The 20,169-nt window shown below is 56.8% G+C and carries 15 protein-coding genes; 8 read left to right on the top strand and 7 right to left on the bottom strand.

The window, feature by feature from the left end; genetic code table 11:
- Positions 1 to 138 precede the first annotated feature (138 nt).
- Together BS29_RS15195 and BS29_RS15190 are read left to right on the top strand one after the other, a co-directional pair.
- On the top strand, positions 139 to 1,329 hold the full coding sequence (locus BS29_RS15195; RefSeq protein ID WP_229954483.1) for a parallel beta-helix domain-containing protein: 1,191 nt from the start codon (positions 139 to 141) through the stop codon (positions 1,327 to 1,329).
- Positions 1,329 to 2,348, top strand: a complete 1,020-nt coding sequence (locus tag BS29_RS15190) for an SO2930 family diheme c-type cytochrome (RefSeq protein ID WP_229954482.1) — start codon at positions 1,329 to 1,331, stop codon at positions 2,346 to 2,348. The genes BS29_RS15195 and BS29_RS15190 overlap by 1 nt, the downstream gene beginning before the upstream one ends.
- 297 nt (positions 2,349 to 2,645) lie before the next feature.
- On the opposite strand, the gene BS29_RS15185 is transcribed toward BS29_RS15190, so the two are convergent.
- Both BS29_RS15185 and BS29_RS15180 read right to left on the bottom strand, forming a co-directional pair.
- Positions 2,646 to 3,023, bottom strand: a complete 378-nt coding sequence (locus tag BS29_RS15185) for a DUF2147 domain-containing protein (RefSeq protein ID WP_229954481.1) — start codon at positions 3,021 to 3,023, stop codon at positions 2,646 to 2,648.
- Positions 3,024 to 3,104: 81 nt separating this feature from the next.
- Positions 3,105 to 4,358 (bottom strand): multidrug effflux MFS transporter, encoded by a 1,254-nt coding sequence (locus BS29_RS15180; RefSeq protein ID WP_229954480.1) that lies wholly within the window; start codon positions 4,356 to 4,358, stop codon positions 3,105 to 3,107.
- Positions 4,359 to 4,386: 28 nt separating this feature from the next.
- On the opposite strand from BS29_RS15180, the gene BS29_RS15175 reads away from it, so the two are divergent.
- The 3 genes from BS29_RS15175 to BS29_RS15165 are packed head-to-tail and all read left to right on the top strand — an operon-like array spanning position 4,387 to position 7,529.
- The gene (locus tag BS29_RS15175; protein WP_229954479.1) at positions 4,387 to 6,033 is read left to right on the top strand and encodes a hypothetical protein; all 1,647 of its coding nucleotides are present in this window, start codon (positions 4,387 to 4,389) and stop codon (positions 6,031 to 6,033) included.
- Positions 6,030 to 7,130, top strand: a complete 1,101-nt coding sequence (dinB, locus tag BS29_RS15170; protein WP_229954478.1) for a DNA polymerase IV — start codon at positions 6,030 to 6,032, stop codon at positions 7,128 to 7,130. The genes BS29_RS15175 and dinB overlap by 4 nt, the downstream gene beginning before the upstream one ends.
- 15 nt (positions 7,131 to 7,145) lie before the next feature.
- On the top strand, positions 7,146 to 7,529 hold the full coding sequence (locus BS29_RS15165) for a VOC family protein (RefSeq protein WP_229954477.1): 384 nt from the start codon (positions 7,146 to 7,148) through the stop codon (positions 7,527 to 7,529).
- Positions 7,530 to 7,554: 25 nt separating this feature from the next.
- Here BS29_RS15165 and BS29_RS15160 read toward each other — a convergent pair whose 3' ends face one another.
- From BS29_RS15160 to BS29_RS15145, 4 genes are all read right to left on the bottom strand, one after another.
- Entirely contained in the window at positions 7,555 to 9,903 is a 2,349-nt protein-coding gene (locus tag BS29_RS15160) for a TonB-dependent receptor (protein WP_229954476.1), read from the bottom strand.
- A 193-nt stretch (positions 9,904 to 10,096) separates the two neighbouring features.
- A complete protein-coding gene (locus BS29_RS15155; protein WP_229956881.1) occupies positions 10,097 to 11,470 on the bottom strand; it encodes a glutamate--cysteine ligase in 1,374 nt (457 codons plus the stop codon).
- Between the two features lie 316 nt (positions 11,471 to 11,786).
- Positions 11,787 to 12,368: a YqaA family protein gene (locus BS29_RS15150; protein ID WP_229954475.1), complete on the bottom strand. Its 582-nt coding sequence runs from the start codon at positions 12,366 to 12,368 to the stop codon at positions 11,787 to 11,789.
- A gap of 256 nt (positions 12,369 to 12,624) precedes the next feature.
- The gene (locus BS29_RS15145; RefSeq protein ID WP_229954474.1) at positions 12,625 to 14,196 is read right to left on the bottom strand and encodes an alanine/glycine:cation symporter family protein; all 1,572 of its coding nucleotides are present in this window, start codon (positions 14,194 to 14,196) and stop codon (positions 12,625 to 12,627) included.
- Between the two features lie 186 nt (positions 14,197 to 14,382).
- Between BS29_RS15145 and BS29_RS15140 the strand changes: the two genes are divergently transcribed.
- From BS29_RS15140 to BS29_RS15130, 3 genes are all read left to right on the top strand, one after another.
- Positions 14,383 to 15,462 carry a DUF2855 family protein gene (locus tag BS29_RS15140; protein WP_229954473.1) on the top strand — a complete coding sequence of 360 codons (1,080 nt, stop codon included), beginning with the start codon at positions 14,383 to 14,385 and terminating at the stop codon, positions 15,460 to 15,462.
- A 90-nt stretch (positions 15,463 to 15,552) separates the two neighbouring features.
- Positions 15,553 to 17,352, top strand: coding sequence for a patatin-like phospholipase family protein (locus BS29_RS15135; RefSeq protein ID WP_229954472.1), 1,800 nt, complete (start codon positions 15,553 to 15,555; stop codon positions 17,350 to 17,352).
- Positions 17,353 to 17,640: 288 nt separating this feature from the next.
- Positions 17,641 to 18,297, top strand: a complete 657-nt coding sequence (locus BS29_RS15130) for a DUF6151 family protein (protein ID WP_229954471.1) — start codon at positions 17,641 to 17,643, stop codon at positions 18,295 to 18,297.
- A 117-nt stretch (positions 18,298 to 18,414) separates the two neighbouring features.
- Here the strand turns inward: BS29_RS15130 and BS29_RS15125 are convergent, their stop codons facing one another.
- Positions 18,415 to 20,070, bottom strand: coding sequence for a hypothetical protein (locus BS29_RS15125; RefSeq protein ID WP_229954470.1), 1,656 nt, complete (start codon positions 20,068 to 20,070; stop codon positions 18,415 to 18,417).
- Between the last annotated feature and the right edge of the window lie 99 nt (positions 20,071 to 20,169).

The raw sequence follows: 20,169 nt of genomic DNA, 5'->3' as shown, positions 1-20,169 counted from the left end.
CTCCGGATTTGCACCTTTATCGTAATCCAAGATGCAGCATGAAGCGCGTCGTGCGGCGCGCTTATTGACAGTTCTGTCAATGCCCTTGGCAAGGGTCCAAATTTGCGTCATTATCTCTCGGAAATGGGAGAGAGAAATATGATCCGGACTTTGCTTGCCGCCACTGCCCTGTGCTGCTCCATGCCAGCCGCGGCCAAAACCATCACTGTCGAAGCGGGCGCCGATGCGCAGGAACGATTGCAGGAAGCACTGATTCTGGCCGAGCCGGGTGATGTGGTTGAGCTGGGCGCAGGGACATTTGAGCTGACCGACGGGCTGTCGCTTGATGTCGACCAAGTCACTGTTCGCGGTGCCGGCATGGACAAGAGCATCCTGAGTTTCGCAGGGCAGCTGGGAGCGGGCGAAGGTCTGTTGGTGACATCCGATGATGTGGTGCTGCGCGATTTCGCGGTTGAGGACAGCAAGGGTGATGGCATTAAATCCAAAGGCGCGGACCGGATTGTTTATCATGCGATCCGCGTAGAGTGGACAGGCGGGCCGAAGGCGAGCAATGGCGCTTATGGTATCTATCCGGTCGAGGCGAGCGATATCCTTGTGCAGGACAGTGTTGTGCGCGGCGCATCGGATGCTGGCATCTATGTCGGACAATCGAAAAACATAATCGTCCGCCGCAACACCGCGATTGAAAATGTCGCAGGGATTGAGATTGAGAATAGCTTTGACGCCGAGGTCACCGAAAATCTTGTGACCGGCAATACCGGCGGGATATTGGTCTTTGATCTGCCCAACCTGCCGCAGATGGGTGGGCATAATGTGCTGGTCGCCCGCAATGCGATCATCGCCAATAATACCGATAATTTTGCGCCCGAAGGCAACATTGTCGCCAGCGTCCCAGCCGGTACTGGCGTGATGGTCATGGCCAATCGCAATGTTCAGGTTGTTGAGAATGCGATGATCAATAATGGCACAACCAATGTTATGGTGGTCGCCTATACGCAGAGCTTTGATGATCCCAATTATGATCCGACCCCGCGGGATGTTTATGTTGCGGACAATGTCTATGGCCGCGCGGGATTTGCGCCGGATTTTGAAGGCGGCAAACAACTGGCCGCGGCCTTTGGTGGTGCACTGCCTGCGATCGTTTATGATGGTCTGGGCAAAGGGCTCATTGTCAATGATGCGGTGCAGGTGCTTAATCTTGGCCTGACGAGAGTCGGGCAACCGCCGACCGAGGCCAAGCCTTCTCTCCATAGACAGGATGGGGCAGGAGAGACTGTCGCATTATCACCCATTGTTCTGCCTGCCTCAATGGAGGCGGCACTCAAATAATGCGTACTGTCCTCGCCGCCGTTGCTCTTTGTATTGCTGGTTTCGCGGTGAGCGCGGCGCCGACAAGGCCGATTGCACCGGTGGATGATGCCGTGATCACGGCCAAAGGCATGCCCAAAAAACTGTCGGATTTTGGCTTTTTCAAGGATGCATCCGGCTGGCAACCGAACAAGGGCGTCGAACTCTACCGGCTCAACAGCGCGCTGTTCACCGACTATGCCGAGAAATATCGTTATATTTATGTTCCCGCAGGGCAGCAGGCCGTGGTTGATGACGACGGCCTGCTTCAATTTCCGGTCGGTTCCGCACTGATCAAAAGCTTTGGCTATGAAATAGACGGACAGGACCGATTGCTTGAAACCCGCGTGCTCTTGCATCGCGCCGATGGCTGGATCGCTTTGCCCTATGTCTGGAATGCGGAGCAGACGGAGGCAGTGCTGAAAGTGGCGGGCAAGCGTGTTCCGGTCACGTTTACCGATCCTTCGGGCGCGACCCGAAACATCAGCTATGCCGTGCCCAACAAGAACCAGTGCAAGGAATGCCATTCGCTTTCAGGTGCCGTGGTGCCGATTGGACCCAAGATGCGCAATCTGGCGCACGATACGCTCGATATGCTGCTCAGCAACGCCATGCTCGAAAAGCCTGACCGAGATCATCCGCCCATCCCGGATTATGCCGATGCCGCCATGCCGCTGGAAAGCCGGGCACGTGCCTATCTCGATATCAATTGTGCGCATTGCCATAACCGACAGGGCTCCGCGAGCAATTCGGGCCTGTTCCTCACCTATGAAGAAGAATCGCCCGTTCATATCGGCGTCGGCAAGCGTCCGGTCGCAGCGGGACGGGGCAGCGGCGGATTCCAGTTTGCAATTGCCCCGGGACAACCGGATCAGAGCATCTTGATGCACCGGCTGAAAAGTCTGGAGCCCGGTGTAGCTATGCCGGAAGTTGGCCGGTCATTGGTTCACGATGAAGGCGCGGCCTTGCTTGGCGAGTGGATCGCGGCGATGGAAGAATGACGTTCGGTTTGGTTCTTTAATAACCTCAAGCGCCGGGCGCGGAGATTTTTTATTCCCTCAGGCGCCGGGCGGGCACATCCGTGCCCTTGGCTTTCCTCGCATAAGCTCGGGCGGCCGGTCGGCCTTGCCTCCGCTTCTCGTCGGACTGGCACTCGTCATCTCCCCTCCCTTGCAGGGAGGGGGAACACAAGACCGAGCGCAGCGAGGCAAGCGCGACCGCGCGCCGCGCCTTATTGGCGCGATAGCCAAGGGCACGGATGTGCCCGCCCGGCGCTTGAGGCTAAATAAAAAGACTCCCTATTTCGCCCGGGTCCAGTTCTGGCCCTGACAGAAGAACGCAATACAGCCTTTAACCTTCAGCTTTGACGGCGACCGCAGGCTCACTTCGGAGCGATAGCTTTTGCCGGTCTTGGGATCATAAATCCGTCCGCGCCAGACTTTGCCGTCCGGTTTGAAACCGGATAGCACCGCTATGCCAAGCAATTTGCGGTTGCGCAACTTCTTGTCAGGATTGTTGATATCTTTTTGGTTCACGCCGTTGGGCGGTGTGACGAGATATTTGTGTAACCGTCCGCAGACCGTATTTCCGCATTTGCCGATTTTGACAATCGCATCACCATCTTGCGTTACCCAATTGCCATTTATCGAACCAGAAGCCAGTGCAGGTGTTGTCATCAACAGTCCGCCAATCAACATAATGGTTTTTGCAATCTGAGACTGTTTCATATGGTCCTACCCTATAATTTTCTGAGATATCTACTCTTTCGGCGATAGTTGCTCTTTGGTTACAACTGTCTGAACACGCCGGAATAACCTGCCTTTTTCGGCCCATAGGATAAACAGAAACGAAGCGCAGCCGCAAAGGAAAAATCCAGTTACCAATGGCAAGGTGGAACCGTCAAATTGCAGACCAATCACTCCGCCAATGGTGGCCGATATCAAGGTGCGTGTGAAGTTCTGGAAGGACGACGCAACGCCAGCACTTTTGCCAAAAGGTTGCATCGCAATGGAACTGAAATTCGCGCCGGTAAAGCCAACCATACCCATGGATGCAGCCAACAGGACAACGAACAGCGGCAGGGTCAGCCATCCCGAAAGTGTCACCGCTAAGTGGATGATCGCTACGAAGATGAAGAATAGCAATGCCGATTGCGACACACGGCGCGCACCAAATCGCATCACGATCCGGCTGTTGATAAAATTGCCGAAAGCCATGGCAATGGCGTTGAGCGCAAAGATGAAAACGAAAATATCGGCGGCATCAAATGTGTCGTAAAATATCTGCTGTGCCGACGCGATAAACGCAAAAAGCGGGGCCATCATGAGGCCGCTGGCCAGAACATGGCCGACAGCGTTCCGGTGCAGGATCACGCTCTTCCAGGCGCTGGTAACCGACACCATGTTGATTAGAGTTTTGTCCTCTGGTTTGAGCGTTTCGGGCAAGCGGATCAGCACCCATATCAGTGCCAACGCGCCAAAGGCCGACAAGACGACGAAAATCACCTGCCATGGTGCAAATACCAGCACGAGTTGACCGAGCATCGGCGCCATTACCGGAACCGCCATGAAAACCATCATGATTGTCGACATGGTTCGAGCCATGGCGTCGCCCTCATAGCGGTCGCGAATGATGCTGTTGGCAAGGACACCCATGGCCGATGCGGCAAGACCCTGAATGAACCGCGCGAGCAGCATCAGGTCATAATTATTACTAACCGCGCAGAGCAGTCCAAACAGGATGTACACGCCAGTAGTCACCAATACGATCGGTTTTCGGCCATAGCGGTCCGCTAGCGAGCCATAGAGAATGGACCCGATCGCCATGCCATAAATATAGGAAGTCACAATCCATTGCCGATCATTGTCGCCGGTCAGGCCAAAATCATCGGATATCAGGCCGAGCGCCGGCAGCATGATATCGATCGCCAAGGCATTGAGCGACATCAGGCTGGCCATCATGATGATCAGCTCAATACGGCCTATCGGAAAAGGAAGCGCTTTCTTATTCACTGGCGGCCTATGGCAACTAATATTCATCGTGGCTATAGGTGAAAATGCTATGGACAATGGTCGACATGCGAACAGGGAGTTTTTGGCGATCGTGAATTACACGAAGATTTGGCTTTGCGGCATGATGATGGCGCTGCCATTCATGACCAACCCTGCCGCTGCACAATTGCCGATTCCGCCGGTACCGGGCTGCCAATATGCCTATGGCAATATCTACGGCGGTTCCGAGGATGGGGCCACACGCAAAGCGATGAAAAGCTATGATGGCGAGAAAATAACGTCACCAGAGCAGCTCGCGGCTTATTCCAAAGCGGCAGGTGACGACGCCATCCTGATTCAAGGGGGTTATTTTGCGGGATGGAATTTCACTGGTGTCGAACTATCGAACATCTGTTTTGTGGAGAGTGATCTCAGCCGGTCGGACTGGACCGGGGTGAAAGCGCCGGGTGTCGGCTTCATAAGATCAAATCTGGAAGCTGTTGGAATGATCGGCGCAAGGATGCAAGACATCCTGATCCGCAGCAGCAATTTCTCTCGGGTTGATGCTAAAGCCGTGGATTGGAGCAGCGGTAAATTGGACGGCGGCTGGGATGGTGATGTCGAGGGATTGAAGCTGGACGGCGCCAATTTGACCGGGTTCAAATTTGATTGCGGTATTACGGTGAGCGATGGCTGTCCCATTAATCGCAGCGGAATCCGGGCGCATGTGGCGAATCTCGCCTTTGTCGATATCAGCCGTTTCGGTTTTTATGACGCCAGTTTTACCGGTGCCATGCTGAACCAGACGGTGATCAGTCCGCGCCAGGTGACAGCGTTTAAAGATGCCAACAATATGGGCGCGGTATTTATCGCTGGCGGAGACAAGAAAGTCATGGTGCTGCCGGAAACATGGCTGTTGCTGATGGCCTCCGCGCTGGCCGCTGAGGATAGCGACGCGCCTTCTTTTGATTGTGGCGAGGCCAGAAGCAGTATCGAAAAGGAGATTTGCGGCGAATATAACAGCGCCATGCGCCATTATGACCGACAAGTCGCGGCGCTCTACAAGGAAGCGCGCAAACGGGATCGCAGCGTGAAAGCAAGCCAGAAAGCGTGGCTCAAACGGCGGGATGCCTGCAGCGCTGAGGAATATTCAACCGATTGCGTGCGCCGATCCTATGACCAGCGTGTCGGCCAGTTAATAGGGTTATTGGGAGAAGCGGATTGGCTGAAACCTGGTGAGGAAGCCCTTTTCCTTGAAGAAGTCTTGCCGCTGACCGACGATGTTAAACAATCACCAACCTACTTCCAGTTGACGCCGATATTGGCGGGCGAGGCTCGGGCGAGCCTGCTGGTCAAGCGCAGCATGGATGGCAGTCTGGAAGCCTATGGCGATGCCATTGGTGCCAATGCCCATCTTTGCGGACTCAAGGTAAAGGGTTTGCGCTTTGACCGGGCGACGGGCTGGTACAGCATCGCGCAGGAAAAAAACGGCGTGACCCGTAACTTTCCGGTGTTGCGCTATCATGACGGCCGCATCGAAGTGTATAAAGGCGGGCAATTGCGCGGAGATGAAGACAGTCCAATGCTGGATTATGTCAGCTGCGGTGCGCGAGCGAGTTTCCCGCCGATGGTGCGGATGGCTGTGCCGGAAGCAGTCATGGATCAATATCGCGGGGCAGCCGAAGAAGAACGATGACGGAACAGCTTGGCATCCGCAAAATCATCCATATCGATATGGATGCCTTTTTTGCGAGCGTCGAACAGCGCGATCATCCCGAATTACGAGGCAAGCCGGTTGCGGTTGGCGGGTCAGCAGCACGCGGCGTTGTTGCGGCGGCAAGCTATGAAGCGCGGCAATTTGGTGTGCGTTCCGCCATGCCATCTGTGACCGCAAAACGGCGTTGCCCCGACCTGATTTTCGTCAAACACCGCTTCGATGTCTACCGCGAAGTGTCGCAGCAGATTCGCGCGATATTCCGCAGCCATAGCGATCTGGTCGAGCCGCTATCGCTGGACGAGGCCTATATTGATGTCACACAAGACAAGATGGGGATTGGCAATGCGACCCGGATTGCCGAGATGATACGTGCCGAGATCAAAAAGCAGACCCAGCTGACAGCCAGCGCCGGGGTGAGTTACAACAAATTCATCGCCAAGATCGCGTCGGATCAGAACAAGCCGGACGGGATTTGCGTGATCAAACCGCATCAGGGCGCGGATTTCGTGGCGCAACTGCCGGTACGGCGCTTCTTTGGCGTTGGCCCCAAGACCGCCGAGCGCATGGCCAAACTGGATATTCATACAGGCGCCGATTTGCGCGCCCAGTCCGAAGAATTTCTTCGTCAGCATTTCGGCAAGTCGGCGGGCTATCTGTTCCGCGCTTCTCGCGGCGTCGACCACCGTGAGGTGAAACCGAACCGCATCCGCAAGTCTGTCGGCGGCGAGCGGACTTACGGCAAAGACCTAGTCAGCCATACAGATCTGGAAGAAGCGATGGAGAAGATCATCGACATTGTCTGGAACAGTATCGAGAAATCCGGATCGCGCGGCCGGACGGTGACGCTGAAAGCGAAATATGCGGACTTCCGGCAGATCACTCGGTCCAAATCACTGGATCGCAATGTCGAGGGCAAGGCCGAATTTGCCGATATGGGCCGCGAATTGCTGGCCAGCATCATGCCGGTGGAAAATGGTGTTAGGTTGCTTGGCCTGACGCTCGCGAACCTTGAGGGGGTGGATGAGGCCGAAGGCGAGCAAGCGAGCGAGGAAGGACAAGCCGCCTTTGAATTTTAAAGGAGACAGTACGCGATGAAAGTGCAGTTGGAGAAATTCGATCATATCGTGTTGTGTGTGGCAGATGTAGACGAGACACGCGCCTTTTATGAACGCGTGCTAGGCATGGAGTCACGCGAAGAACGGCCCGGTAAATATTCGCTCCACTTTGGTGACGCTAAGATCAGTCTGCAGGATGCCGCTACTGCTCCAGACATAGCCAAGGATACGGTTCCGGGCAGCGGCAATTTCTGTCTGGTGACTTCCGACCCGATAGACCGTCTGTTGGACCATCTGATTGCGGAAGGTGTCGAAATAAGAGACGGCCCCGGACAGAGGTCCGGAGCCGTCGGTGATTTGCTATCTGTCTATTTCAACGATCCCGATGGAAATCTGGTCGAAGTCAGCAACCGGCTATAGCTGCCTCTGCAACCAGCTTTCCCGACTAGAATCTGAACCCGGCTTCGATGCCCCAGATGCGCGGTTCGTTGACGAAACCGGTCAGGTTGTTGAAGTCGATTCCGCCCACTGCCGATTCATCATTGGTGATGTTGCGGACAAAGCCGGCAACGTCAAAGCTGTCGGTTTTGTAACCGATGCGCAGGCCGCCTTCGAGCTGTCCGCCATCCTGGAATTCAACCGACTCATAGAGGAAGAAGTTGATTTTCGAACGATAGGACCAATCGGTAAACGCATAGACTTCGCCAGCGCCGACGGGGATGCTGTAAGCCGCGGTCCAGTTCGCAATCCAGCGCGGTGCCTGGGGCAGGCTGTTGCCGTCAATATTGACGATAGCCGCAGAGAATGGAGCGGCTGGAGTCACGATCGGATCAAGCAAAGTACAGAGCGAAACGTCCGGGAACGTGTCCACCCGCGTCGCACCGCAAGCGGCCGTGGTCAGGCCATCATCCTGGATCTCGGTATTGTTGTAGCTGAGGCTGGCGGTCAGCAGCAGCTCCGGAATGGGCTTGAATTCGGTGTCGAGTTCAAAGCCATAACCGCGTACATTATCCGCATTTATCAGTCGGTTAGCATTGACGCCGCCGCCAACAGCGGTCAGCTGGGCATCATTGAGATCATAGTAGAAACCGTTGAGGTTGATCCGGCCGCGGCCATCAAGCACCGTGGCCTTGATCCCGGCTTCATAGGATTGGATGGTTTCGGAATCGCCGATCGTCACGCCATCTTCCAGCGGGGTTGCGGTGGCTGGCGGGAAGAGGATGCGGCCCTGAATGCTTGGTGCGCGATAGCCGCGGGCGATGCGCGCATAGAGATTGATATGATCCGTCGCGGCATAGGTGGCGCTGATATCCCAGGTGACATTGTCATCGCTGACCGAGCGGGTGACGGTGCCCAGCGGGTTCTGCAGGAAAGCAGGGAACTGGGTATCCAGTGAGCGAACGACGCTATAGTCGCGCTCGTCATCATTGTAGCGCAGGCCGCCGGAAACGCTGAACTGGTCGGTCAGCTCCACGGTCACGGCACCGAAGATACCGAACGCTTCGCTCGACTGGCGCTGGCGCACAAAGATGTTCGGGCCGCCAACCGGGTTGAACGGATCGCCCAGGGTTGAGAAGTTGGTGCTGTCGATGCGCAGGTCTTCGTCAAAATAGAAGAAGCCGACCTGATAGTCGAACGGGCCATCGCCATTGCTTTCGAGCCGCACTTCCTGCGTGAATTGCGTCAGGAACGGCACCGCGTCCTGGGTTTCGGCCGTGAACGGGATCTGTCCCGGACCGAATAAGTCGGGCGGCAGGAAGTTGGCGCCAAAGCCGCCATCCACATCGCCGACTGATGCCGCGTCACCACCCCACAGGCTGGTTACCGAGATCAAAGAGACCGGGCCCAGATCATGGGTATAGCGGGCGGCGATATTATAGGTTTCGATCTGCTGGTCATTCTGGCCATCGACGGTCACTGAATCCCGGTCGAAATTGGCATTGAGACCGCGCTCGCCGCGGGTGAAGATATTGGCGCGGAAGACGCGGGCCGTGCCTTCGAGGTCGCGATACTGACCGGTGATGAGCAGTTCCTGTTCATCCGTCGGCGTAAATTTGAGTTGGCCGCGCAAGGCAATTTCTTCATAGCCCTCGAGTGCATCATCTTCCGGCGCCGACGGATTGTCATTATCGATCCAGTCGTCCTGGCGCTGATAGAGAACCGAGAGGCGGGCCGACAGCGTGTCGTCGACGATCGGCAGGGTGACCGCGCCTTCAGCGGTCAGCGCGTTAAAGCGGCCATAGCTGAGGCGCGCATGGCCGGTAACCTCATTGCCCGGCTTGACGGAATCGAACTTAACGATGCCGGCGGGCGTATTCCGGCCGAACAATGTGCCTTGCGGCCCGCGCAAGACTTCGACGCGGTCGAGGTCAAAGACGGGAAAGCCTTTGAGGATCGGGTTTTCAAGGACGACATCATCATAGACGACACTGACCGGCTGCGAAGCGTTGAAGTCGAAATCGGTATTGCCAAGGCCGCGAATATAGAAGCGCGGAAAAGTCCGACCGAAGGAGGATTCAACCACCAGACTGGGCACGCGAGCGGAAAGCGCGCGAACGTCCTGCCCGCCGGAACCGATAGCCGCCAGCCGTTCATCGCTAAGCGTGGAAATGGAGAGCGGCACATCCTGCAGATTTTCTTCGCGCCGCTGGGCAGTGACGACGATGGTGCCGAGCTGATCATCATCAGCAGCACCGGCTTCATCCTGTGCGAGGACGGGTTGTGAAAGGCCGCCTGCGAGCAGAGCTCCAGCAAGGGCGAAACGTGAAATGGCAGATACGGATATGCGGCGCATGACGATTATCTCCGGCAATGGCGTTGGTAATGGACTCGGAGAGCTTCCCTGTTCCCCGCGCCGCAACCCCTGACCATCCGTCGGCCAGCGGTCAAGTTTACGGCGATGTTAAGGGGTGCGATTGTGCGGAATCCGGCGCAACTGTTGCAATTGCGTTACAAAATCACCTGGAAACCAGGTTTCGCGGCCGGCTTTAAAAACTCATCTCGTCATAGATATGCGATAAATCGCCATTCCATTCGCCATGATAGCGATCGAGCAGCTGGGCGGCCGGTGATTTGCCCTTGGCCACGAAATCGCGCAGCGGATCGAGAAAGCCGCTTTCATTGTCGCCGCTGGTGTTGAGGCGGCCGCGGGCAGTCAGGCCAGCAGAGGCAATATCGAGGATTTCGCTCGCCAGATCGAGCAGCTTTCCGCCGTTGGGCAGCGGTGCGCTGAGACCCTGTTTCGGCACGGCATTGCGCAGGGCTTCACGTTCTTCCATGCTCCAGCCCTTGACCCGGTCCCATGCCGCATCAAGCGCGGTTTGGTCATAGAGCAGGCCAACCCAGAAAGCGGGCAAGGCACAAATGCGGTTCCATGGTCCGCCATCTGCGCCGCGCATTTCGAGAAAGCTTTTCAAGCGCACTTCGGGGAAGGCTGTGGACAGATGGTCATTCCAGTCGGCCATGGTTGGCTTCTCGCCGGGCAGAACCGACAGTTCGCCTTTCAGGAAATCACGGAAACTGAGGCCCGCTGCATTGATATATTTGCCATCGCGAAAAACAAAATACATCGGCACGTCGAGCATATATTCCGCATAGCGCTCATAGCCAAAGCCCTCTTCAAACACGAAGGGCAGCATGCCGGTGCGGTGGGGATCGGTGTCGGACCAGATATGGCTGCGGAAGCTTTCAAAACCATTGGGCTGGTTTTCGGTGAATGGTGAATTGGCAAACAATGCCGTGGCGAGTGGTTGCAGGGCCAGGCCGACGCGGAATTTCTGGGCCATGTCGGCTTCGCTGGCATAATCGAGATTGACCTGGATCGTACAGGTGCGCAGCATCATGTCGAGGCCGAGATTGCCGACCGTCGGCATATGGTTCAGCATTATCCCATAACGCCCCTTGGGCATGATCGGTAGCTCGGCGCGGGTCTTGTCCGGCCACATGCCCATGCCAAGGAAACCCTTGCCAGTTTTTTCGCCAATGGCTTTGACTTGTTGCAAATGGCGACCGGTTTCGTTGCAGGTCTCGTGGAGATTTTCGAGCGGTGCACCGGAGAGTTCGAGTTGTCCGGCCGGTTCCAGGCTGACCGTGCCGTCGTCGCCTGCCATGGCGATGACTTTTCCGTTTTCTTCCACCGGCTTCCAGCCAAATTCCTGCAGCGCGAGCAGCAGGTCCTTGATCCCGCCGGGTTCGTCATAGCTGGGGGCGTGATGGTCGTTGGTACAATAGACAAATTTCTCATGCTCGGTGCCGATGCGCCACTGTTCTTTCGGCTTCTCGCCACCCTGCATGGGTTCGATAAGCTGGCTTACATCCTCGATCACAGGATCGTTGCTATTTGAAACTTGTCTCGTGCTCATCATTTGCGTTTAAGCAAGTGTCCGAAATATCGCTAGAAATATTTTGTTCGAGTTGAAGGAGGGAAGGTTTAGTAGAGTTTCCTTCCTCTCCCCTTGAGGGAGAGGATTGTGGAGCTTGTGCGCCTGGGCTTGTCCAGGGGCGCTAGCGAAACTTGGAGAGGGGTAAGGCGGCAAACGCTGACGTCGGTGGTCGTCGCTCTCCCCTCTCTAAGACTTGCTAGGCAGCAAGCTGCCAAGCCAAGTCTTTTCTCTCCCTCAAGGGGAGAGAATGGGTGTTCTACCTCAGGCGTTGGATGCCAGCATCCTCACACACTCCTCAAACCAACCAGCGCACGGCCGCGAAGCCGCCGACAAACAAAACCCCGCCAACCGTGGTGGCCAGCGCGAAATTCTTGTCGATCCACTCTTTCATCGGCGGGCCGAAAAAGCGCAATAGGCCCGCGACCAGGAAGAAGCGCGCTGAACGAGCGATGATCGCGGCGATGATCAGGATGTAGAGCGGCATCGCGGTGCTGCCCGCGGCAATGGTGATGACCTTGAACGGCAGCGGTGTGAAGCCAGCGAGCAGGACCACGATCCAGCCCTGTTCATTGAAACTTTGCGCGAACGTGTCGAACTTGTCGGTCACGCCGTAAAATTCGAGGATCGCGATACCGATGGTTTCAAAGAGGAAGAAACCGATGGCATAGCCCAGCAGTGCGCCGAGCACCGACGCGGCGGTGCAGATAAAGGCATACCAGAAAGACTTTTCCGGCTTCGCCAGACACATTGGTGCAAGCAGGACATCGGGCGGGATCGGGAAAAAGCTCGATTCCGTAAAGCTGAAACCGGCAAGCCATTTCGTCGCTTGGGGATGACCAGCCTTGTCGAGCATCCATTCGTAAAGGCGTTTGAGCATTTTTATAGGACCTCAGGCGCCGGGCGCGGGCATCCGCCCGCTTGGCTTTCCTCGCATAAGCTCGGGCGCGCAGTCGCGCTTGCCTCGTTACGCTCGGACGATCTTCTTGAGGTCTTCGCGAGACCGACGCGAAGCGGAGGCAAGGCCGACCGGCCGCCGCGCCTTATTGGCGCGATAGCCAAGCGGGCGGATGCCCGCGCCCGGCGTTTGAGGGTCAAAAAAGAATCTCCGCCGCCCGGCGCTTGAGGTGAATAATTCAATGCCCGGCTGCTCCCGACACTTCCTCGGTGAGCTCTTTCGGCGTCTCGCGACCATGGTCGGTACCCGCTGTGCGGTTGCCTTTGGCCAGCGCGAAGACTACGCCGGACAGGGCCAGCAAGGCGACGATGTTCGGCAGCGTCATGACTGCGTTCGAAATATCGCCTAAGCGCCAGACCAGTTGCAGCGGCGCGAATGAACCGAAGAAGATCACCACGCACCAGAGCACGCGCCAGACAAAATGCAGTTTCTTCTCGCCGCTCAGGCTCGCGCCGGGCAGCAGGTCGTAGAGATACGTAATCGCGCGTTCGCCATAATAGCTCCAGGTAAGGAGGGTGGTGAACACGAACAGGATCAGCGCGACCGATACGATCAAGGTGCCAATCGGAATGCTGAAGATTTCAAACGGGAAGGCCGCACCATAGGCACCTGATGTCATAGCAAAGCCATTGAGATCAGATTGCCAGGCATGTTCCACCGCCGTTTTGACGCCATTGGCATCGGTCACGGTAAAGTCGCCAGCGACGGTCAGCATGACCAGGGCGGTCATGGTGCAGATCACGATGGTGTCGATAAACGTGCCCATCATCGCAAAGCGGCCCTGTGCCGCCGGATCATTGGTCTGTGCCACGGCGTGGGCAATTGGGGTGGAACCCTGACCCGCCTCGTTAGAGAACAGCCCGCGCGCCACACCGGCGCGAATGGCAATCATGATCATCGCGCCGAGGAAACCGCCGGCTGCGGCGTCATATCCGAAGGCCCCGGCAAAGATGCGGGAGAAGGTTTCCGGCAGATAGGGCGCGTTGATGATTAGGGCAATCAGGGCCATCACCAGATAGGCCGCGGCCATCCACGGGACGATAGTTTCTGCCACTTTACCGATGGATTTAATGCCGCCGATAATGACTGCAAACACCGCGATGGCAGCAACCGCACCGCCGACCCATTCCGCAACGCCGAACAGCTCATTGGCGCTGTCGCCCAGGCTATTGGCCTGAATACCGTTGCCGGTAACCAGCGCGGAAAACAGCGCGCCGATACAGAAAAGCACCGCCAGCCAGGTCCATTTCGGGCCGAGGCCAAGGGTAATATAGGTCATGGGTCCGCCGCGATAGGTGCCGTCTTCGGCCTGTTCGCGAAAGCGGATGGCCAGAGACCCCTCGGCAAAGGCGAGCGCCATGCCAAACAAAGCGGTCACCCACATCCAGAATATCGCACCCGGACCGCCTAACGTAATGGCGGTCGCCACACCCGCGAGATTACCGGTACCCACTTGCCCGGAAAGCGCCGTCGACAGGGCGGCAAAGGGCGAAATCTCACCCGCGCCCTTACTCTCGGATTTCTTGAAGAGACCAGCGAGGGCGGGGAACAGGCGGCGCAGCGGATAGCCGCGCAGACCGATCATGAAATAGATGCCAGCGCCCAGCAGGATGATGACCATCGGCGGGATTGGCTGACCAGCAATGGCAAGGACCGGTTCCCCGTTCCAGCTCCCGCCCCAGATGAAGTCCGATACATTGGTGACCGGCTGAATAGCCGCTTCAAACCCGGAAACTGGCGCTGTACTCAATGAAATTCTCCCCGTTTCGCATATTCTTCATGCTGAAATGCTGGCTGTAATTTAATTACAATCGCAACAGGATTAGCAGTCCCGCCGTTTTTGGCAAATGCTTTTGCCAATCGCGCGTGAAAGCCTATGATAAAGTTAGAAAATCAAAACCAATATCATGATTCTTTGACAGATGGAGCAGCGCAAATGAGTGACCAGACAAGCAGCCTTTGGGTGAAAAAGGCCGACCTCCCGCAAAGCGAATGGCGCGCCACACCCGCTACAGAGCTGGCGGATGGTCAGATATTGCTGGAGATCGAGAAATATGCGCTGACCGCCAATAACATCACCTATGCTGCGGTCGGTGACGGCTTTGGTTACTGGAATTTCTTCCCCACCGGTGATGCGGACTGGGGCATTGTGCCGGTCTGGGGTTTTGCCAAAGTGGTCGCATCGAAACAGGATGGCATTGCGGTGGGCGAGCGGGTTTACGGCTATCTGCCGATGGCCAGCCATCTTGTCGTCGCGCCCGGCAATGTGACCGATGCCGGCTTTGTCGATCATTCCGAGCATCGTCAGGGTCTGGCGATCATCTATAATCAATATCACCGTCTCGGCATGGATGCAGGGCAGATGGAAGAGGAGCGCGCTCTGTATCAGCCGCTGTTCACTACCAGCTTCCTGATCGAGGATATGATGCGCAAGGCCGAATGGTTTGGCGCCGAAGCCGTGCTCCTCACCAGCGCGTCGTCGAAAACCGCGCTCGGCCTAGCGATGGTCGCCAAGAATCTAAGCTCCGATATCAAACGCATCGGCCTGACATCGGCGGGCAACAAGGCGTTTGTCGAGGAAACAGGCCTCTATGACGAAGTGCTGACCTATGATGATCTGTCGAGCGTTGATGCATCGCAAGCCATCGTCTCGGTTGACTTTGCTGGCAACAGCGCACTGCTCTCTGCAATCCACAGCCATTGGGATACCAATCTGAAGTTCAGCTCCATGGTCGGCGCGACGCATTTTGAAGAGCGGACCGGTAGGGGCGAGCTGAAGGGCCCCGAGCCTGTGATGTTTTTTGCACCTACGGTGGCAGAATCGCTGATGAAGGAAGTGGGTCCGGCCACGTTTCGCGCGATGGTGGATGAGCAATTTGCCGCCTTTGTCGCCAACGTAGCCAATCATCTATCGGTCGAGCATCTCTCCGGACAGGACGCTTTGCAAAGCGCCTATCTCGAAATGCTGGCCAACAAGGTCGCCCCGAACCGAGGGTTGATCTGCGCTCTGGGTTGATCTGTACACTGGTCTGAATTTGAAAAAGCGTTGCTTATCAACGCAGAAGGGCAGATAATAGTCTGAATAGGGTCGCGCCTAGGGGACGACATGACTGAAACACCGGTTTCCGGCCCAAATTTGGCCCGCCACGCGCTGTTTGACGGCGTGTCGGAGGCAGCGCTTGATGCGCTGGAATCGGTTTCCACCCTGAAACCCGTGTCCGGCGGCGAAAATCTCGTGATGCAGGGCGATGATGCCGATGCGCTCTATTTTGTCGAGTCCGGCCGGTTTCGCGTGGTGGTCAATAAGGTCCATATTGTCGCCCATATCGAAGCGGGCGAGGCGGTCGGTGAGCTGGCCTTTTTTGCCGGTGGCAAGCGCACCGCCGATGTGATTGCGACGCGTGATTCCGTTGTGCTGGAAGTATCGCGCAAGGCGTTTGACGAAATTGCCCACGACCATCCGGAGCTGACTCAAGCGATGCTGAAACTGGTCTCTGAACGGCTCGTTGTCGCCACGGCGCGCACCGCTTCGGTATCGACCGGGACGCCGCGCGTCATTGCCTTGCTGCCTGCCGGTACCAGCCAGCTGCCCGATGGTTTGCTGTCACGGCTCGCGGCGGCGTTTGAAGCGGTGGTGAAAGACGACACCCCGATCATCGCGGTGGATCAGGGCACCAGCGAGGCGTCTGATGGCGCGGCCTATCAGGCTTGGCTCGCGGAGCAGGAAGCCATGGGCGCCTATGTCCTGATCGATGGCAGTGGGTCGAGCGAATGGAGCGAGCAAGTCTGTCGTAACGCCGATGCGCTGGTGATGGTAGCTAATCTGACGGGGCAACCCGGTGCAATCGATCCTGTACCAAATGAGTCAGAGCAGTCAGCGATGCGCTGGATTGCACCCCAGCAACGGACTTTATTGGTCGTTAGAAAAACACAAGGCCATCCGATTGCCGGCACTGCTGCCTTTATTGATCCCCGCGAACCGAAACTGCATCATCATATGGCAAATGACAGCGATGCCGATTTCGCCAAGGTCGCGCGATTCCTGACTGGTCGTGCGATCGGCCTGGTGCTTGCCGGCGGTGGCGCGCTTGGCTGCGCGCATCTCGGCGTCGTGCAGGCGCTGAGACAGGCCGATATTCCGATCGACTTTATTGGCGGCGCCAGCGCTGGCGCGGCGATGGGCGGCGCAATTGCCCGCGGCATGTCGGTGGAAGAAACGCTCGACCAGATGGAAGCGATGTTCATCAAGGCAAAGGCGATGCGGCGGCTGACCCTGCCGCTCTATTCGCTGCTCGACCCGACCGTGTTCGATGCTGAGTTGCGTGAGCGCTACGGGACCAAGGATATTGCCGATCAGCCGATTAATTTCTTTGGCGTTTCGACCAACCTGTCGACCAACGGCCTGCACATCCACCGGCGTGGCCCCTTGTGGGAATGCGTCCGCGCATCGGGGTCATTGCCGACCATATTGCCGCCCTTTATCGATAGCGATGGCAATATCCTCGTCGATGGCGGGGTACTCGACAATGTACCGGTCAAGGTCATGCATGGCCTGAAAACCGGGCCTAATATCGTGGTATCACTGGGCGACCCTGACGAGATCTGGCGGACCGAAGTGGAATATGAGGATATTCGCGGCCGCTGGACTTTGATGAAAGACGTGTTGCTGCGCAAAAAACGCGAGGCGGAGTTTCCCTCGATTGTCGAAATCATGTCACGCTCTATGGTGGTTGCAAGCCGGATGGCGTCCAAGGAAATGCTGGGCGACGAGGACATACTGGTTAATCCGCCGATCATCCCTGATATGCAAATACTCGACTGGCATTTGGGCCGCGAGCTGGCCGAAATGGCATCCGAATATATTAGCAGCCAGGTGATTGAGAGCGCCGGGCTGAAACATCTGTAAGCGCCCGTGCCCCTGCGCAGGCAGGGGCCCATCTCCCATATTCCCGTAACTATGCGAGCGATAAGAGGCACACGATGGCTAAAGCGCAACGCATCCCTCACACCCACTTAGGGCCGTAATGATAGGAGATGGGCCCCTGCCTGCGCAGGGGCACAGCCGTAAGCACCACGGGCGGATCCCATTCCGACGCACAATCCCGGCGCGCTGGCATCATCTGTCGTTCAAACGGGCCTCTATATCTGGGCCTATATATGTATTACATAGCGAGTCCCTAAATCAGGATGACTTATGACCCCCACTGCCAATCCCCCTCAAAGCCTTGATTTTCAATGCCAATGCGGTGCCATTCAGGCCACCGTCCATGAATCCGCGCCGCCCACCGGTCGGCGGCTGGTCTGCCACTGCAACGACTGCCAGGCCTTTGCCCATTATCTGAGTCAGGAAAAGCTGATGCTTGACGACCATGCCGGCACCCACGTCTATCATATGGATTCGTCGAAATTTGAAATTGCCAAGGGACGGGACCAGCTCGCCTGTGTCACCGTGACCGGTGGGCCGCTGCTGCGCTGGTATTGCGCGACCTGCAAAACGCCGATTGCCAACACGCTGAGTTCGACACGCTTTGTCTTTCTGTCGCTGATCCTGTCTGGCTTTGATCGCGGCAAAACCGATGCGCTGCTGGGGCAGTCGGTCGAACATGTCGCTATTGCCTCTGGCGCGGGCGATCCCGGCAAGGTCAAAACCGCCAATATGCCGGGCATGCTATGGAATCTTCTCGTCCGCACGATCAAGGCGCGGTTCAATCCGGAACTCAAAAAATCGCCGCTGTTTGATGATGATACCGGCAAGCCGTTGGCTGTACCAATCAAACTGGAAAAGGCAGAGCGGCTCGCGATCGACGAAAAGGCGGATATTTACCGGGAGGTATTGGCCGAGGCGCAATAGCGTTGGTAGGGAAAATCTAAACTCTGTTTTGGAACTGCGACAAAAAAGGAGGAGCGGTTACCGCTCCTCCTCGTATTGACCTGTCGAGATCGTGGGTCGCTTCCGATGTCAATCAGGTCAGCACTCTTTGTCATTTTCCTTTTTGCGGAAAATATTCCCTAGGCCGCAGCCGATTTTTTTCGTGACCTTGCCGGTATTCTCCAAATGGTGCTTGGCCCGGTCGCCCATCACTTTTGCGGTTGCCGCGACGGGCTTGTCGCTGGTCAGGGCTGCTCCATAAGCTGCGCGTCGTTCCCTGCCACTCTGCAGGTCCATGCCGGTGGCATTTTCGATTTTCGCGCGATTTTTGTCGCCATAGGCTCGCAGATTCTCCTTCATCTTTCCCTTTGTGGTGAATGTTTCACCAATTTTGCGGAAATTCTCCCGGTGATGTGCTGCACGTGCCTTTGCGACGTCACCCAAGGTTACATCCTTGTCGAAAATTGCGGATCCATATTGGAACGTGGTGGAGACCGGATCCTGAATATCGGCTCCGGTGACGGCTTCAATGCCTTCGGTCGCGGCGATTTCAGCCACAACTACGGCCGCACCTACGCCAGTGCCTGCTAGCGCTGCACGGCCGGCCTTGCCTACCTTTCCGGCGGTCGCGCCGGCTTTGGCCATTCTGGCAAGCTTGGCAGCGTCGGCAGCAGTTGACGCGGCTTTTATTCCGCCCGCACCGCGCGCTACCTGAGCCGCACGACCGGCTTTGTTCAGTTTGGAAATATCGCCAGCCTTGTTAATCCGCTGCATCAACTGCGCTTCGTTGGTCGCTCCGCCAATTCCGCGGGCTGCCTGAGCGGCTGTGCCTTTCCCGATAAGCTGCCCGGTTCCCTTGGGACCGGCCTTCTTCAAAATCTCGCCTCTAAGGCGTCCTTCGGTCAGTTTCGTTGCAGCTGCACCACCGCGAGAAACCCTTCCGGCCGAGCCGACCGTTTTGGCGGTCTTACCGATCGATCCGCTTGCCTTATAGGCGATACCGCCGGCCACGACCGTGCCAATACCCAACTTGGCCTCGTCGGACAGTCCACCTTCATCGGCGCTGTCATTGCTGCTGGTGGCCAATTCGGCCTGCCCGGCTACGCCCGGTGGTAAGAGACCACAATTGCCACACCGCTCCACGAAAGGTTCTGTGACGCCCGGTTCCAAGGCTGGTTGAGCTTCAATTACAGGCTGCCCGATAGCGCCTGGTTGTGGTGGCCCCAGCGCATGTGGTTGCGGTCCAGGGGCATTCCGATATTGGGCGGGCACCCGGCTTTCCTGTATCGCCGCAAGGAAATGCTGGGGATAGAAGAGTTCGACCGGATCCAGATGATAGGTCACCGGCACAAGCGACGCGACAGTCGCTGTGATCGAACCGTCTTCCTGAACCACCATATTGGCCTTCGCCATCAGCGGCAGGTCGTCCGCCACATAGGCATTGGGTGCTTGCTGTTTGAAATTGCGCAACACGACCATGTCAGGCTGAATTTCAAAGACAAATGCGTGAATCCAGCTTTCAAGCGCGTAAGCACGTCCTGCTTCAACAATGATATGCTTGCCCAGTTCGCGAATTTGCCAAACGCCATCTATGGCCATAGGTTGGGTTACGGCTACCTGATCTGCCTTTGGCAGTAGTCCGGGAATCTGCGCCTGTGCTGTGTAGCTCGGTAACGGTGCGACAACCGCACCGGTGACGGCCAGCGCCAGCAGCGCGCCAGAAATTTTCGAGCTGAATTTTTTACCCCTGTTCATAATCAATTCCTTCTCATCAGAAACCCAGTCGGTTTCCCTCCTTGATCAATTAGGTAGCAAGGAAGGATGTGATGCTGAATGAGGTGAATCCCCCATTTT

The sequence above is a fragment of the Parasphingorhabdus litoris DSM 22379 genome, from assembly GCF_020906275.1.
Classification (GTDB): Bacteria; Pseudomonadota; Alphaproteobacteria; order Sphingomonadales; family Sphingomonadaceae; genus Parasphingorhabdus; species Parasphingorhabdus litoris.
This window is presented reverse-complemented; position numbering and strand designations above follow the sequence as displayed.